Source organism: Bordetella genomosp. 8, assembly GCF_002119685.1.
GTDB lineage: Bacteria > Pseudomonadota > Gammaproteobacteria > Burkholderiales > Burkholderiaceae_B > Bordetella_C.
On record NZ_CP021108.1, the window covers coordinates 3870890 to 3884639 of the forward strand.

General features: G+C 64.5%; 14 protein-coding genes. 7 read left to right on the forward strand and 7 right to left on the reverse strand.

Annotated elements, in window-relative coordinates; genetic code table 11:
• Positions 1-5 precede the first annotated feature (5 nt).
• The 4 genes from CAL12_RS17615 (at position 6) to CAL12_RS17630 (ending at position 4560) form a co-directional block, all read left to right on the forward strand.
• Complete coding sequence (locus CAL12_RS17615) at positions 6-950, forward strand: AEC family transporter (RefSeq protein ID WP_086065820.1); 945 nt, start codon at positions 6-8, stop codon at positions 948-950.
• Positions 951-1044: 94 nt separating this feature from the next.
• The gene (locus CAL12_RS17620; RefSeq protein WP_086065821.1) at positions 1045-2322 is read left to right on the forward strand and encodes an arsenic transporter; all 1278 of its coding nucleotides are present in this window, start codon (positions 1045-1047) and stop codon (positions 2320-2322) included.
• Positions 2323-2415: 93 nt separating this feature from the next.
• On the forward strand, positions 2416-4077 hold the full coding sequence (locus CAL12_RS17625) for an FMN-binding glutamate synthase family protein (RefSeq protein ID WP_086065822.1): 1662 nt from the start codon (positions 2416-2418) through the stop codon (positions 4075-4077).
• A gap of 201 nt (positions 4078-4278) precedes the next feature.
• Positions 4279-4560, forward strand: coding sequence for a hypothetical protein (locus CAL12_RS17630; RefSeq protein ID WP_086065823.1), 282 nt, complete (start codon positions 4279-4281; stop codon positions 4558-4560).
• A 117-nt stretch (positions 4561-4677) separates the two neighbouring features.
• Here the strand turns inward: CAL12_RS17630 and CAL12_RS17635 are convergent, their stop codons facing one another.
• Entirely contained in the window at positions 4678-6069 is a 1392-nt protein-coding gene (locus tag CAL12_RS17635; RefSeq protein WP_086065824.1) for a sigma-54-dependent transcriptional regulator, read from the reverse strand.
• Positions 6070-6340: 271 nt separating this feature from the next.
• Between CAL12_RS17635 and CAL12_RS17640 the strand changes: the two genes are divergently transcribed.
• Complete coding sequence (locus CAL12_RS17640; RefSeq protein WP_232464559.1) at positions 6341-7423, forward strand: sigma-54 interaction domain-containing protein; 1083 nt, start codon at positions 6341-6343, stop codon at positions 7421-7423.
• Positions 7424-7429: 6 nt separating this feature from the next.
• Here the strand turns inward: CAL12_RS17640 and CAL12_RS17645 are convergent, their stop codons facing one another.
• Positions 7430-7882 carry a PRC-barrel domain-containing protein gene (locus CAL12_RS17645; RefSeq protein WP_086065825.1) on the reverse strand — a complete coding sequence of 151 codons (453 nt, stop codon included), beginning with the start codon at positions 7880-7882 and terminating at the stop codon, positions 7430-7432.
• A gap of 276 nt (positions 7883-8158) precedes the next feature.
• Between CAL12_RS17645 and CAL12_RS17650 the strand changes: the two genes are divergently transcribed.
• Complete coding sequence (locus CAL12_RS17650; protein WP_232464560.1) at positions 8159-9637, forward strand: RNA polymerase factor sigma-54; 1479 nt, start codon at positions 8159-8161, stop codon at positions 9635-9637.
• Between the two features lie 131 nt (positions 9638-9768).
• Here CAL12_RS17650 and CAL12_RS17655 read toward each other — a convergent pair whose 3' ends face one another.
• Positions 9769-10101: a hypothetical protein gene (locus CAL12_RS17655; RefSeq protein WP_086065827.1), complete on the reverse strand. Its 333-nt coding sequence runs from the start codon at positions 10099-10101 to the stop codon at positions 9769-9771.
• Positions 10102-10267: 166 nt separating this feature from the next.
• On the opposite strand from CAL12_RS17655, the gene CAL12_RS17660 reads away from it, so the two are divergent.
• Entirely contained in the window at positions 10268-10636 is a 369-nt protein-coding gene (locus CAL12_RS17660) for a hypothetical protein (protein ID WP_086065828.1), read from the forward strand.
• A 113-nt stretch (positions 10637-10749) separates the two neighbouring features.
• Here the strand turns inward: CAL12_RS17660 and CAL12_RS17665 are convergent, their stop codons facing one another.
• The 4 genes from CAL12_RS17665 to CAL12_RS17680 all read right to left on the reverse strand — a co-directional run bounded on the left by CAL12_RS17665 (position 10750) and on the right by CAL12_RS17680 (position 13556).
• Complete coding sequence (locus CAL12_RS17665; RefSeq protein WP_086065829.1) at positions 10750-12204, reverse strand: phospholipase D-like domain-containing protein; 1455 nt, start codon at positions 12202-12204, stop codon at positions 10750-10752.
• Between the two features lie 134 nt (positions 12205-12338).
• Entirely contained in the window at positions 12339-12650 is a 312-nt protein-coding gene (locus tag CAL12_RS17670; RefSeq protein WP_086065830.1) for a hypothetical protein, read from the reverse strand.
• Positions 12651-12669: 19 nt separating this feature from the next.
• A complete protein-coding gene (locus CAL12_RS17675; RefSeq protein WP_086065831.1) occupies positions 12670-13185 on the reverse strand; it encodes a hypothetical protein in 516 nt (171 codons plus the stop codon).
• A gap of 32 nt (positions 13186-13217) precedes the next feature.
• Positions 13218-13556 carry a DUF883 family protein gene (locus tag CAL12_RS17680; protein WP_086065832.1) on the reverse strand — a complete coding sequence of 113 codons (339 nt, stop codon included), beginning with the start codon at positions 13554-13556 and terminating at the stop codon, positions 13218-13220.
• Between the last annotated feature and the right edge of the window lie 194 nt (positions 13557-13750).

Below are 13750 nucleotides of genomic sequence, written 5' to 3' on the forward strand. Positions count from 1 at the left end.
TCCACATGCATGCCGTTGCCACCGCCGCCCTGCCGGTATTCGCCTTGATCCTGGTGGGCTGGCTGGCCGCGCGCAGGGGCCTGATGGGCCCGTCGGCAAGCGACGTCCTGAACCGTTTCGTCGTTTATCTGTCGTTGCCGGCACTGCTTTTCCGCGCCATGTCGCAAGTGACGTGGGACCAGGTGGCGCATGCGGGCTATGCGCTGTCCGTCATCGGCGGCATCGCCGCGGCTTTCGCCATCGCCCTGATCGCGCATCGCGGCAAGGGCACGCCATTGACCGACGTCAGCATCGAGGCCCTGAGCAACTCCTACGCGAACGTCGGTTTCATGGGCATCCCGCTATGCCTCGTGGTGTTCGGCCAGCAAGGCCTGGCGCCCGTCATCGTGGCGACGTTGATGACCGCCTGCGTACTGTTCGGCGTGTCCATCGCGCTGATCGAAGCGGACCAGCGGCAGGGCCAGCATATGGGCAAGACCTTTGCCAAGGTGGGCGGCGCGCTGATACGCAACCCCTTGGTGGCGTCGCCCCTGCTGGGCTTCGCCTGGTCGGTCACGGGCGTCCCGCTGCCCGAATCAGTCGACCGGTTCCTGGTCCTGCTGGGCAATGCGGCGAGCCCTTGCGCGCTGATTGCCATCGGCCTGTTCCTGGCGCAGGCTGAAGCCGGCGCGGACGGCGCCACCGTCGCGCGCGTCGTTACCGCCAAGCTGCTGGTGCAGCCGGCCGTGACAGCCCTGCTGGCCTTCGGCGTGTTTTCCATGCCGCCGGTATGGGCCTGGACGGCCGTGCTGATGGCCGCCCTGCCCATAGGCACCGGTCCGTTCATCCTGGCTCGACTGTATGGGCGCGATGCCCGCCTGGCGTCCCGAACCATATTGCTGTCGACGCTGGTGTCGGTCGTGACGATTTCGGCGCTGGTCGCATGGATAGAAGCCCACGGCGTGCGTTAGCGCCGCGGCGCTGTCCCGCCAGCATTCGCACACACGCGATACGGCCCGCCTCTTACTCCACCGCTTTCTTTCACATACTGCCCGCCACCCCGCCATGATCGCAGCCTGCATCTTCATATTGACCCTAGCCCTGGTCATCATCCAGCCGCGCGGCCTGGGCGTGGGCTGGAGCGCCGCGGGCGGCGCGGTCCTGGCGCTGGCCCTGGGGGTGGTGCATATCGGCGACGTGGCCGAGGTCTGGCACATCGTCTGGAATGCGACGGCCACCTTCATCGCCATCATCGTCACCAGCCTGATCCTGGACGAGGCGGGCTTCTTCAAATGGTGCGCCTTGCACGTGGCCAAATGGGGCCGCGGCCATGGCCGGCGGCTGTTCGTCCTGATCGTGCTGCTGGGCGCGATGGTCACCGCCCTCTTCGCCAATGACGGGGCCGCCTTGATCCTGACGCCCATCGTCATGGAAGTCCTGCTGGCCCTGGGTTTCGGCGCGGGTGCATCGCTGGCTTTCGTGATGGCGGCCGGTTTCATCGCCGACACGGGCAGCCTGCCGCTGATCGTGTCCAACCTGGTGAACATCGTCTCGGCGGACTTCTTCGACATCGGCTTCGCGCGATATGCATCGGTCATGGTGCCGGTCAACTTCGCGGCGGTGGCGGCCTCGCTCGCCATGCTGGGCCTGGTGTACAGGCGGGCCATCCCCCTCCGTTACGACGACGGCCAGCTTCCCGAACCGCGCAGCGCGATACGCGATCCGGCCACCTTCCGCGCCGGATGGATCGTGCTGGCCCTGTTGCTGGCCGGTTTTTTCATACTGGAGCCCATGGGAATACCGGTGAGCGCCATCGCCGCCTGCGGCGCCCTGGGGCTGCTGCTCGTCGCCGGGCGCACCCATATCGTCGGCACCCGGCGCATCATGCGCCATGCCCCCTGGCACATCGTCGTGTTCTCGCTCGGCATGTACCTGGTCGTCTATGGGCTGCGCAATGCGGGCCTGACGGCGTACCTGACCAGTTTCCTGTCGTGGTGCGCGCAGGGCGGCGTCTGGGGCGGCGCATTCGGCGCCGGGGTCGCCGCCGCCACGCTGTCTTCGGTCATGAACAACCTGCCCGCGGTCCTGGTGGGCGCCCTGTCCATCGCCGACGCGTCGGCGGCGGGCGCCGTGCGCGAAGCCATGATCTACGCGAACGTCATCGGCAGCGACCTCGGGCCCAAGATCACCCCGATAGGCAGCCTGGCGACGCTGTTGTGGCTGCATGTCCTGGAGCGCAAGGGCATGCATATCGGCTGGGGGTATTACTTCCGCATCGGCGTGGTCCTGACCGTACCCGTCCTGCTGGTCACCCTGGCGGCGTTGGCGTGGCGTTTAAGTTGAAACGCCTGGCGGACACGGCTTTCTGTTATGGTGAGCCGCGTTTCGATCCCGCGGCCGGCAGCAGGCGGCCGATATCCGTCAGGAAGCAAAAAAATGTCCTGGTTCGCCATCAGGTTCTCCACTTTGGCACTCGTCCTGGCCGGCGCGGTCTGCACGGGCGTGCTGGCTGCGCTGTCCTCGCTGGCATGGCTATGGGCCGCCGTCCCGCTGTGCGCGCTCGCGGTCCTCGGCATCTACGACATGGTGCAGACGCATCACGCCATACGTCGCAACTACCCTATCCTGGGTAACCTGCGTTTCCTGTTCGAGGCCATACGGCCGGAGATCCGCCAGTACTTTCTGGAAGACGATACCAACGCCACGCCGTTCTCACGGGCGCAGCGCTCCATCGTGTACCAGCGGGCCAAGAAGCAGGTGGACAAGCGACCCTTCGGCACGCAGGAAGAGGTCTACAACGACCGTTATGAATGGATGAACCATTCGCTGGCACCGACGCACGTCGCCGACAGCGATTTCCGCGTCACCATCGGTGGGCCGGATTGCAAGCAGCCGTATTCCATGTCCGCGCTGAATATATCCGCCATGAGTTTCGGCGCCCTGTCCGGCAATGCCATCACGGCCTTGAACGAAGGCGCCCGGATCGGCGGCTTCGCGCACGACACGGGCGAAGGCGGCATCAGCCCCTATCACCGCAAGCCGGGCGGCGCGCTCGTCTGGAATATCGGCTCTGGTTATTTCGGCTGCCGCGACGAGCAAGGCAATTTCTCGGCGGAGGCATTCATCCGCAATGCGCGCGATCCGCAGATCAGGATGATCGAGATCAAGCTCTCGCAAGGCGCGAAGCCGGGCCATGGCGGCATCCTGCCCGGCCCCAAGGTCACGCCCGAAATCGCCGCGACACGGGGCGTGGCGCCCTGGAAGGATTGCAATTCGCCAGCGGGACATAGCGCCTTCGATTCGCCCATCGGCCTGATGCGCTTCGTGGCCAGGCTGCGCGAATTGTCCGAAGGCAAGCCGGTAGGCTTCAAGCTATGCGTCGGCCATCCCTGGGAATGGTTCGCCATCGTCAAGGCCATGCTGGAAACAGGCATCACGCCAGACTTCATCGTCGTCGATGGCGCCGAAGGCGGTACCGGCGCCGCGCCGCCCGAATTCGTCGACCACGTCGGCACGCCCCTGCGCGAAGGCTTGCGCCTGGTACATAACACACTGGTGGGCGTGAACCTTCGCGATCGCATCCGCATCGGGGCGTCCGGCAAGATCGTCACGGCTTTCGACATGGCGCGAACCATGGCGCTGGGAGCGGACTGGTGCAACGCGGCGCGCGGATTCATGTTCGCGATAGGCTGCATCCAGGCGCAGTCCTGTCACACCGACAAATGTCCCACGGGCGTTGCCACCCAGGACCCGGTCCGGCAACGCGCGCTGGTGGTACCCGACAAGGCGCAGCGCGTGGCCAATTTCCACGCGAATACGCTGCACGCACTGGCCGAACTGCTGGGGGCGGCAGGATTGACGCATCCCAAGGCGCTGCGGCCGCATCACATCGCGCGCCGCATTTCACCGTCGGAAGTCCGGCTGCTGTCAGCCATCTTCCCGGAGCTGGCACCGGGCGAACTGCTGGAAGGAAAATTCCGGCACAAGGTATTCGAGACCGGTTGGGCGATGGCGCGCGCGGACTCCTTCCAGCCCGCCCAGGACATTACGACCGCTCAGGCCCTGGCCGACAGTCCCCCCGAGGCAGTGCCGGCCTGATCGCCCGGGTCGGCGCCCCTGCGGGCGCCCCTGCAGGCGCCCCTGCAGGCGCCCTGCCGGCGGCCCGACCCCGCTGTACGCCGCCGAACGAAGCGCGCCGGGACAGGGTCACCGGTCCGCGGCGGCAGGGCACAGTGCTTGCGTCGAGCTCGCCATGCGCGGCGTCACCACGCCGCGGTTCGACGCATCAGGAGGACTTTCATGGCAACACGATATAACCCCGACGCCGATCTGGCCGGTGCTTCCCTGCCCGGCCACGGCAACCGCGCGCTGGGTCCGAGCGACTCCTCGGATTCCGCGAGTGACCTGGGCCCCGGCGCGCCGGACACCGACACGGATTCCACCGGCACCGGCGACCGCGCCGACGTGGAAGGCGAACCGGACGGCCCGGTGGCCGACGATATCGCGATCGACCGGATTGTCGGCGAAGAGGAAGCCGGCCTGGCCCACACCCGCCCCGAGCCCACCCGCAACGGCGGGTGAGGTCCAAGCCCGGCCTGGCGAAAATCGCCCAGGCCGGGGCGGGGACTTGCCAGCAATTGGCGTTATCAGGCCGGGACTCGGCCGCGACCTTTTATCCGGCCAGGACCTGGCCGCGACTTACTTGACGGGGCGGCCCACCGCTTCCGACTTGGCGGCCTCGCCGTTCACCTTGGGAAAGTGTCCGGCGGCGGCGTACTCTTCGAGCCGGTTATATAGCGTCTTCAGACTGATGCCGAGTATTTCCGCGGCATGCTTCTTGACACCGCCACATTGCTCGAGCGTGGCGAAAATCAAACGCCGATCCGCGTCGGCCAGCGGCACGCCGACCGGCACCGTGATCTGCGACCCGGTGGCGGTTTTCTCCGGCGACATCTGCAGCGGCACGATCCCGGCGCGGATTTCGTTGTCGTCGGCCAGGATGAAAGCGCGATGCACGTAGTTCTTGAGCTCCCGCACATTGCCGGGCCAGCTGTGATTGCGCAGGCTTTCCAGCGTATCCACCGCGAACTTCTTGTCCGCACCCCGCTCCTTGTTGAGCATGTCCAGGTAGCGCTGGGCGATCAGGATGACGTCGTCGCCCCGCTCACGCAAGGGCGGCAATTCCACCGGGAACACGTTCAGTCGGTGGTACAGGTCTTCGCGCAGCTTGCCTTCGGCAACGGCCTCTTCGGGGCTGCGGTTGGTTGCCGCCACGACGCGGACGTCACTGGCGATCTCCCGGTTCGTGCCCACCCGCATGAACAAGCCGGTTTCCAATACCCGCAGCAGCTTCACCTGCAGGTCGATGGGCATTTCGGTGATTTCGTCCAGGAACAGCGTGCCCCCGGCCGCGCGTTCGAAATAACCCTTGTGCTGGCGATCGGCCCCGGTAAAGCTGCCGCGCTCGTGGCCGAACATTTCGCTTTCGATCAGGTTGGGCGAAATCGCGCCGCAGTTGACCGGCAGAAAAGGGCCCTTCTTCCTTCCACTGAGCTCATGGATGGCCTGGGCGGCCAATTCCTTGCCGGTGCCGCTGTCGCCCATCAGGAATACCGTGGCTTCCGTGGGCGCCACCTTGGCGATTTGACGGTAGAGCTGCTTCATGGGCTGCGACCGACCCAGCATTTTGCCGAAACGATCTTCGTCCTCGAAGGGGCCGCCCCACGGGGACAGGTCGGCGTTGCGGGGCATGCGCCCCAACACCATTTTCAGCCGCTGGATATTGACCGGCTTGAGCAGATAATCGATGGCGCCCAGCCGCAGGGCATCCACCGCGCTTTCCACACTGGCGTGGCCGGTAATGAAGACGACATCGACGTTGGGCGAGCTCAGGGCCTGGAAAATATCCAGGCCGCTGCCATCGGGCAATTGCAGATCGGACAGCACCAGGTCCGGCGACTGGCGCAGGATCTGGATCTTCGCCTCGCGCAAATCGCTGGCTTGGGCTACGGTGAACCCTTCGTCCTTGACGATCTCTGCCAGCGCCGTCCGCACTGGCGATTCGTCATCGACGATCAAAACATGTGGCATGCGCAGTTCCGTGAAGTTCGCTTTCTTTCTGGTTTATAAAAGCCTGGGGCGCAATGCGCGCGCCGCGAGTCTTTTATTCTAGCCTCCGCCGGGCGTGAGCCGTATCGCGTTTAAGAGCGATGGCGGTGCATAATGCGGGCCAATCTCGGCCCCGAAGCTTATCGTGGGCCGTTATACCGAAACGTAAACAATTCGTACAGATAGCTAAGATTTTCATCTACTTTCAAGTGCTTGCAACGGCGAGTATTCCGGCTAAGTAGGATCATCAGATATGCAGCCCAACAATATCGCGGGCGCCGGCACCCGGCGCCCGGCAGCCAAACGAGCCAACAAGGAAATGGGAAGTCCCAATGCCGGCGCGGCAGCGCGCCCTGGAGGCCGTGCCGACCCGGCCGCTTTTCCCGATCCTGCGTCCATGGGAAAGTGCGACGCCATGCGCAAGCTGGCCGAGCAGATCGACAAAGTGGCCGGCACCGACGCCAGCGTGCTGATCGTCGGCGAAAGCGGCACCGGCAAAGAACTGGTCGCTCGGGCCATACATGGCGGCAGCACCCGTTCGGACCAGCCCTTCGTGCCGGTGAACTGCGGAGCGATCCCGGCTTCCCTGATCGAAGCGGAACTGTTCGGGCACGAAAAAGGCAGCTTCACCGGCGCCATTGCCCAGAACATCGGATATTTCGAACACGCCAGCGGCGGCACCCTGTTCCTCGACGAGGTTACGGAGATGCCGCTGGACATGCAGGTGCAACTGCTGCGCGTCCTTGAGACCGGCACCTTTCACCGCGTGGGCGGCCTGCAGCCGGTGCGCGTCAACGTACGCATCGTCGCGGCCACCAACCGCGACCCCTACACGGCTGTCAACGAAGGCCGTTTCCGCGAAGACCTGCTGTACCGCCTGGCCGTCGTACCGCTGCGGGTACCGCCGCTCCGCGAGCGGCTGGAAGACGTTCCCTATCTGGCGCAGCGGTTCCTGGACGGTTTCAATGCCGCTGAAGGCACCAGCAAGACCTTCTCCAAGCGCGCGATGGAAACCCTGCAAGGCTACGACTGGCCGGGCAACGTCAGGGAATTGAAGAACACCATTCATCGCGCCTACATCCTGGCCGACAACGTGGTGGAGGTGACCGGTCCCGCGCTGTCGCGCCGCCAGCCCAAGGCACAGGTGGCGCAAGGCACGCTGAAGATGGCGGTGGGTACCTCGCTATTGCAGGCCCAGCGCGAACTGATCCTGGCAACGCTGGCCCACCACCAGGGCGACAAACGGCTGACGGCCCGCACGCTGGGGATCAGCCTGAAGACGCTGTACAACAGGCTGGGCACCTATGACGGCGGCGCCACGGCCCATACAGGCTGAGCGGCGTCAGGACCAGTACGGGGGCTGCCCGTAGTATTCGTGGATACCGGCGGCCCATGACGGGTCGGCCATCCTCGGCCAGTTGTCCTTGTCGAAACCGGCTGCATTGCGCAGCCGCTCCAGATCGATATCCAGCAGGAAACATTTGCGGTCGGTATCCAGGGCCAGCGCGCCCCAGGGAATGGCGAACAGCTTGTCGCCTATCCCCATGACGCCACCTCGCACCAGCACGGCGTAGGCAATGCGGCCGGTGGGTACGTCGATCATGATGTCCTGCAATGTGCCGAGCTTTTCTCCCGACAGGTTCAGGACATCGTTGCCTTCCAGCGTCGAGGCCGCCATGATCTCGGGGCCTGGCCCGGCACTGGATTTCTTCGCCGAACCCACGATGCGGGTTTCGGCGGGCGATCCCGCGGCGGCGGCGCGGGCCGGCGGGACGGTGTCACGGCCATGATCCATATTGCTCTCCTGCACTAAACCGTAAGGCCAGCCCACCAGCCTGGAACTTTTACATGAGCTGGTAATTCCGTCTGGCAAGAAACTACCCTCACGCGCCGGTAGCGCGCGCATCTATCTGGGGTCAGCATACGGCGTGCCTCGAAAACCCAATGAATACGCGGGCTTGCCAAAACGCGCGCACGCGCACAGCCACTGACAAAAAGTTGGCATGTACTTTGCTTTTGTCTTCTTGAATGGGATGGACGTTTCATCCCCGCAGTCAAACGGAGACAGCAATTGGCACATCAAGCCACGTACGAACTCAGGGCGCGTCAGCAGACCAGCCTGACGCCGCGGCTCCAGCAATCGGTAAAACTGCTGCAGATGTCCGCGCTGGAATTCACCCGCGAAATCGAGCAAGCGCTCGCAACCAATCCATTCCTTGAAGAAGGCGACGACGACACGGCAGGCTCGGACGCCGCCAGCAGCACGGCTTCGAATACGGACGCCGTGCTGAACGACAACCTGGGCAGCGCGGCCGAGCTGCAGGCGCCCGCGATCACCGAGGCACCGCCGGAAGTTGTGATCGAACTGCCTGAGCTGCCCGACATGCAATCCGAGTATTCAGGCGACTACCCGGCTGCTCGCGCTTCCGGCGACGGTGACAGCGACGTCGGCCAGTGGGCGCGCAGCACCGAGGATCTGCGCGACCGCCTATCCACCGAACTCTGCAGCTATCGTTTGGCGCCCCGCGACCGGCTGATGGCGGAATACATCATCGAAGGACTCGACGAAGAAGGCTACCTGCGCACGGACCTGGCCGAACTCGCGGGCGAAGGCGTATTCGACCCGCCTGCGGAGCGCGAAGAATGGGAAGTCGCGTTGAAACTGGTCCAACAGCTGGATGTTCCCGGCCTGGCCGCGCGCAACCTGGCGGAATGCCTGAAGCTGCAGCTCATCGCGATGGATGGCGACACCCCGGGCCGCGACCTGGCGCTGCACATCGTCGAGCATGAACTGGAGCGCCTGGGCAAGCACGATTTCTCGGGCCTGGTGCGCGCCTGCCAATGCAGCGACGACGCCATGCGCGAAGCCTGCGCGCTGATCCGTCGGCTCGACCCTCGTCCTGGACTGCGCTACGCGCAAGACGACTCCAGCTACGTGGTGCCCGACGTCGTGGTGCAGAAGTTCAACAACCAATGGATCGTCACGCCCAATCGCGCAGCGATGCCGCGCGCGCGCCTGCATCGCGCATACGCGGACCTGTTCCGCACCGCGCGCTACAGCGACCGCTCGCCCATGGCGCAGGAGCTGCAGGAGGCCCGCTGGCTGATCCGCAACGTCGAACAACGCTACAGCACCATCCAGCGCGTTGCCGAAGCCATCGTGCTGCGGCAGCAGACGTTTTTCGAGTATGGCGAAATCGCCCTGCGCCCACTCATGCTGCGAGAGATCGCGGACGAGCTGGAGATCCATGAATCGACCGTCTCGCGCGCGACCAGCAACAAGTACATGGCAACGCCGCGCGGCATTTTCGAGTTCAAGCATTTCTTCTCGCGCGAACTCTATACCGATACGGGCGGCAGTTGCTCGGCGGCTGCGGTGCGGGCGCTGATCAAGGAAATGATCGATGGCGAAGACGCTGCGACGCCCTTGTCGGATGTCGATCTTGCCCACCTGCTGGGCCAGCAGGGCGTGGTCGTCGCGCGCCGTACGGTCTCCAAGTATCGCGGACAACTGAAGTATCCGCCCGCGGACATGCGCCGCCAGTACTGAACTGGCGACGCAGGGCCTCACGTCGCGTCGTCATCTCGTCGCGACGTCGCGTGGCAAATGAAAACGGGGCGCCGTGGCGCCCCGTTTTCAATGCCTTGCGCTGCCGACGGCACCGCAGGGCACACGGCGGATCAACGCTTGCCCGTGTCGGTGTACGGCGCACCGCCACCCTGCGTCGGCGACACGTTGGTGTTCTTCATGTCGGAGGGCAGGCGCGGCTCCTTCTCCTTGCGCAGGTCGCTGCCCGACGTGTCGCGATTGACCGGCGCGGTGCCGGAAGGTTGCGAAGCATACGGCGCGGGCGCGGGCGTGCCGGGAGGCACCTTGTCGTTGTTGGGCGGCGTCGCGGTTGTATCGTTGGGCGTCGTCGACGGCGTGGTCGGCGCGTTCTGCTGTGCCATCGCGGCACCGGAGCCGCAGGCGGCGGCAAGAATCAACATGGAGGTGAGTCGGCTGATCTTCATTCTGCTCTCCTATCAAGTGTGGCGAGTTTGGACCCCTCATACAGCAAACCCTATGCCCATGAGCAACCATCCTTCGGTTGATGCTCAGGTACACCGCTTGCTGTACAGCAACCAGGTCCAATCGTGGACCGGGCAGACGCCTGATATAAACAAAGGAGTAAGCATCATGAACGTGATCAAACTTTCGCTGAGCGCCATTGCCTTGAGCATCCCCGCCGTCAGCTTCACCGCATACGCGCAAGCGCAGGCGCCGATGACCAACAAGGAAATCGACGCGCAGTACCGCGCCGACGAAAAGAAGTGCGATGGCTTGAAGGGCGATCAGAAGGACGTGTGCCAGAAGCAAGCCAAGGCCACGCGCGATAATGCCAAGGCCGACGCAAAGCAGGCGAAGGAACAATCCGAAGCGCGCCACGACGCTACCAAGAAGAAGCGTGATAACGACTACGACGTCGCCAAGGCCAAGTGCGACACGCTGTCCGGCAATGCCAAGGACACCTGCATGGCCGACGCCAAGACCCGCTACGGCAAGTAAGCGGTTCCTGTCCCACATGCAAAAACGGCCAGCATCGCGCTGGCCGTTTTTCTTTTCTTTGTTCCGCTTGCTTCGAAGCGGCTTCCCATTGTTCAAACGCACCGGCCGGTTTTTCAAAGCCAGCGTTCGAACATCCTGGAAATGGACTCCATGAATCGATCGCGGATGCCGCGGTCTTTCCACGCATCCGGATCGATGCGCTGCGCGTGCGCCACGTCGTCGGCAAAGAGACCTTCCATTTGCTGGCCGAAGCGCGGGCCGATGATCACGGCATTCAGTTCGTAGTTCAGGGCGAAGCTGCGCCAGTCCATGTTGCTCGATCCCACCGTGGACCAGACGCCGTCGATCACCGCGGTCTTGGCGTGTAAAAGCGCGTCGCGCCGCTCGTAGATTTTTACACCCGCCTCGAGCAGCTCGGAATAGTACGAACGCCCCGCGTGGAAAACGAGCGACGAATCGCTGAAGCCAGGCAGCACAATCGACACGTCGACATTGCGGCGGGCGGCGTCGGCAAGCGCACGCACGAATGCCGGATCCGGAACGAAGTACGCCATCGTGATATGTATGGACCGCTGCGCGCTTTGGATCGCCGACATGAAGGTCAGGTAAAGCGTATAGCCATCGCGATCGCCGGGGCGGTTGGCGATGATGCGCACCAGCAGATCGCCCTGGCGCTCAGCCCGCGGATAGAACTCGCGCGGGTCCAGCGGTGGACCATGCTGGGCTTCCCAGCCCGCCTGCATGACGCGTTCGATCTCGGCCACCGCAGGTCCTCGCACGCGTATCTGCGTATCCCGCCAGGGCGCCTCCTTCGGGTCCGGCGCATTGTCCGCATCGGCCGAGCTTCCGCGCAGTATCGAAGCCGACGAGCCCGATGACGGCGAAGACTCGTACACGCCGCTGATATTGATGCCGCCCAGGAATCCGGTCTTGCCGTCGACCACCAATAGCTTGCGATGATCGCGATTGTTGGGCGACCATCCCGCGCGGGCCTCGGCGGGATTGATGGGATTGAAGACGACCACCTGTACGCCGGCGTCCCGCATCCGATCGAAGAAGGCCTTGGGGGTGCCAAGCGTACCGACGCCATCCACCATCAACGCGACCGGCACGCCCTCACGCCGTTTCGCAATCAGGGCGTCCGAAAACCGCTGCCCCGCCTCGTCGGCGTCGAAGATATAGCTTTCCATGTGCACGTACTGGCGTGCGCCCCGTATGGCGGCCAGCATTTCGCGGTAGGTGCTCGGCCCGTCGGCCAATAGCTCGACGCTGTTGTCGGCGGTCAGGGGCGAGCCGCTGATGGCTTCTTCCACCTGCAAGTGGCGCAGCAGGAAGCCGGCGGTCTCGGCGTCCATGTCGCCCGGCTCGAGCCGAGTGGACGGGGGCCCTGCTTTTTCCAGGCCCTTGACGACGGCCTGGCTGCGTTGATAGCTGAGCCAGCCGGAATCGGTCGCAATCCGTATCTGGTCGCGTGGCATCGCGCCGTCGCTGGTATCAGGCACGGTGGCGCAAGCGCCCAGGATGCAAACAACCGCCACGAGCCAGCCGGCCCGCCATAACCGTTTCATATCTTTTTCTTTTTATGCGGCACGATGCAAGCACCGCCCCGTCTTGTCCGCATCGATCGGGGCGGCTGTAGTTTCAGTCCTGGCAGGTCTGGGGGAACGCGGACTCGCCGCGCATGGGAAAGCGGCCGGCTCCGCTACTTTTTACGGGTGTCGGCCGGGGTCGCTTCAGACGGCGCGGCCTGGCGCGAGCCGACACGGCGCTCGGAGTCTTCTTTCTTCGGAAAGCCGAAATCGCGCGTCTCGTACTTGCCTTGGTCGTAGTCCCCCTTGTACCCACCCTGGTCTCCGGGCTGATAGCCGCGGTCCTGTGCCGCCTTGTCCCAATCCTGCTGCTTGTCCAGCTCATGCGCGACGCGCTGCGGCCCCTCGCGGCCCTTCGATTGTGGTTGATCGGTGGCCTGCGCATCCGCTGGCTTGTCGTGTTCGTCAGTGCGTCCGGCTTTCATCGTAGTCTCCCGTATCCGTTCAAATCGGAAATCCGGTCCGCAGGGAGGTTTGCATATCCTCGCGGCCTCGGATCAAATCCGCCACGATATGGCGTTGACGCAGGCGCTCCATGCTGCGCCCGCCAGCATCGCGCAGCAGTTGGGCGCCTTTGTCTTCCTGCCCGGCCTGGGTGACCACGGCGACGAACGCCGCCTGCGTAGGCAAGCGCCCATCGCTGTATCCACGACGTTCCAGCCGAGTGAACAAGGTCGCCAGCAGGTAGCCGAACAAGGCGGCCACCGCGGCCACAAGGACGATGTAGGCGTCCGGCACGTTCATGGCCACCGCGGCGGCGACACCTATCGAAGCGCCCGCCGCGCCCAGGGCCGCCGCCCGCGCCATGGCGACATGAACGAGCTGTCCGGGCCAGCGCTCGCCCTCCGCGGCGCGGAAAACGCATACGGCGTCCTCGCGAAAGCCCTCACCCACCAGGGCATGGGCAGCGCTGGCGGCGTCGGGCAAGGTTTCGAATCGTGCGACCAGTATCACAGGCATGATGACGTCTCGTGGTCGGGGCGGCGATCACGTCAACGACGATCGCCGCCCGAAGACAGGCAGGCGCCCAGCAGCAAGCCCACCAGGGCGGCGATCCCTATCGACTTCCAGGCATTTTCGTGGACGTATTCGTCCGTGGCATCGGCGACGACGCGATAGCGCTCGGCGGCCGTGCTTTCCCAGGATCCCGCCATGCTGCGCGCGTTTTCCAGCTGCGTTTTCAGGCGTTGGCGGGCGCGCTCGACTTCTTCTCCGGTGTAGGAGGCCGTGGAGCGGAGCAATTCCTCCGTTCCCGCCATCAGCTCTCTCAGGCTGGTGGTTACCCTGTCCTTGCTTGCCAGGAGTTCTGCGCTATGGGAGTTCGAGTTCATGGTCTCTCCTTGGAAAAAACCCTTGCAGGTGACAAAGGGGACGGCGTACCGTATGTCCCATTGTCGAGCTTGGCGATGGCCAGAGCCCTTTGCAATCGCAACGATGGGTAAAGCGCTATTTCAGCGCGACAGTAATGCCACATATCCGGCACGCCCCCTCTGGGAACGAGGGTTGCTCACGATCGAGCTTGGCC

Bases quoted from the DNA above. Each gene is read 5' to 3' on its own strand.
- CAL12_RS17615 (WP_086065820.1), top strand. From the start codon at position 6: ATGCATGCCGTTGCCACCGCCGCCCTGCCGGTATTCGCCTTGATCCTG.
- CAL12_RS17620 (WP_086065821.1), top strand. From the start codon at position 1,045: ATGATCGCAGCCTGCATCTTCATATTGACCCTAGCCCTGGTCATCATC.
- CAL12_RS17625 (WP_086065822.1), top strand. From the start codon at position 2,416: ATGTCCTGGTTCGCCATCAGGTTCTCCACTTTGGCACTCGTCCTGGCC.
- CAL12_RS17630 (WP_086065823.1), top strand. From the start codon at position 4,279: ATGGCAACACGATATAACCCCGACGCCGATCTGGCCGGTGCTTCCCTG.
- CAL12_RS17635 (WP_086065824.1), bottom strand. From the start codon at position 6,069: ATGCCACATGTTTTGATCGTCGATGACGAATCGCCAGTGCGGACGGCG.
- CAL12_RS17640 (WP_232464559.1), top strand. From the start codon at position 6,341: ATGCAGCCCAACAATATCGCGGGCGCCGGCACCCGGCGCCCGGCAGCC.
- CAL12_RS17645 (WP_086065825.1), bottom strand. From the start codon at position 7,882: ATGGATCATGGCCGTGACACCGTCCCGCCGGCCCGCGCCGCCGCCGCG.
- CAL12_RS17655 (WP_086065827.1), bottom strand. From the start codon at position 10,101: ATGAAGATCAGCCGACTCACCTCCATGTTGATTCTTGCCGCCGCCTGC.
- CAL12_RS17660 (WP_086065828.1), top strand. From the start codon at position 10,268: ATGAACGTGATCAAACTTTCGCTGAGCGCCATTGCCTTGAGCATCCCC.
- CAL12_RS17665 (WP_086065829.1), bottom strand. From the start codon at position 12,204: ATGAAACGGTTATGGCGGGCCGGCTGGCTCGTGGCGGTTGTTTGCATC.
- CAL12_RS17670 (WP_086065830.1), bottom strand. From the start codon at position 12,650: ATGAAAGCCGGACGCACTGACGAACACGACAAGCCAGCGGATGCGCAG.
- CAL12_RS17675 (WP_086065831.1), bottom strand. From the start codon at position 13,185: ATGCCTGTGATACTGGTCGCACGATTCGAAACCTTGCCCGACGCCGCC.
- CAL12_RS17680 (WP_086065832.1), bottom strand. From the start codon at position 13,556: ATGAACTCGAACTCCCATAGCGCAGAACTCCTGGCAAGCAAGGACAGG.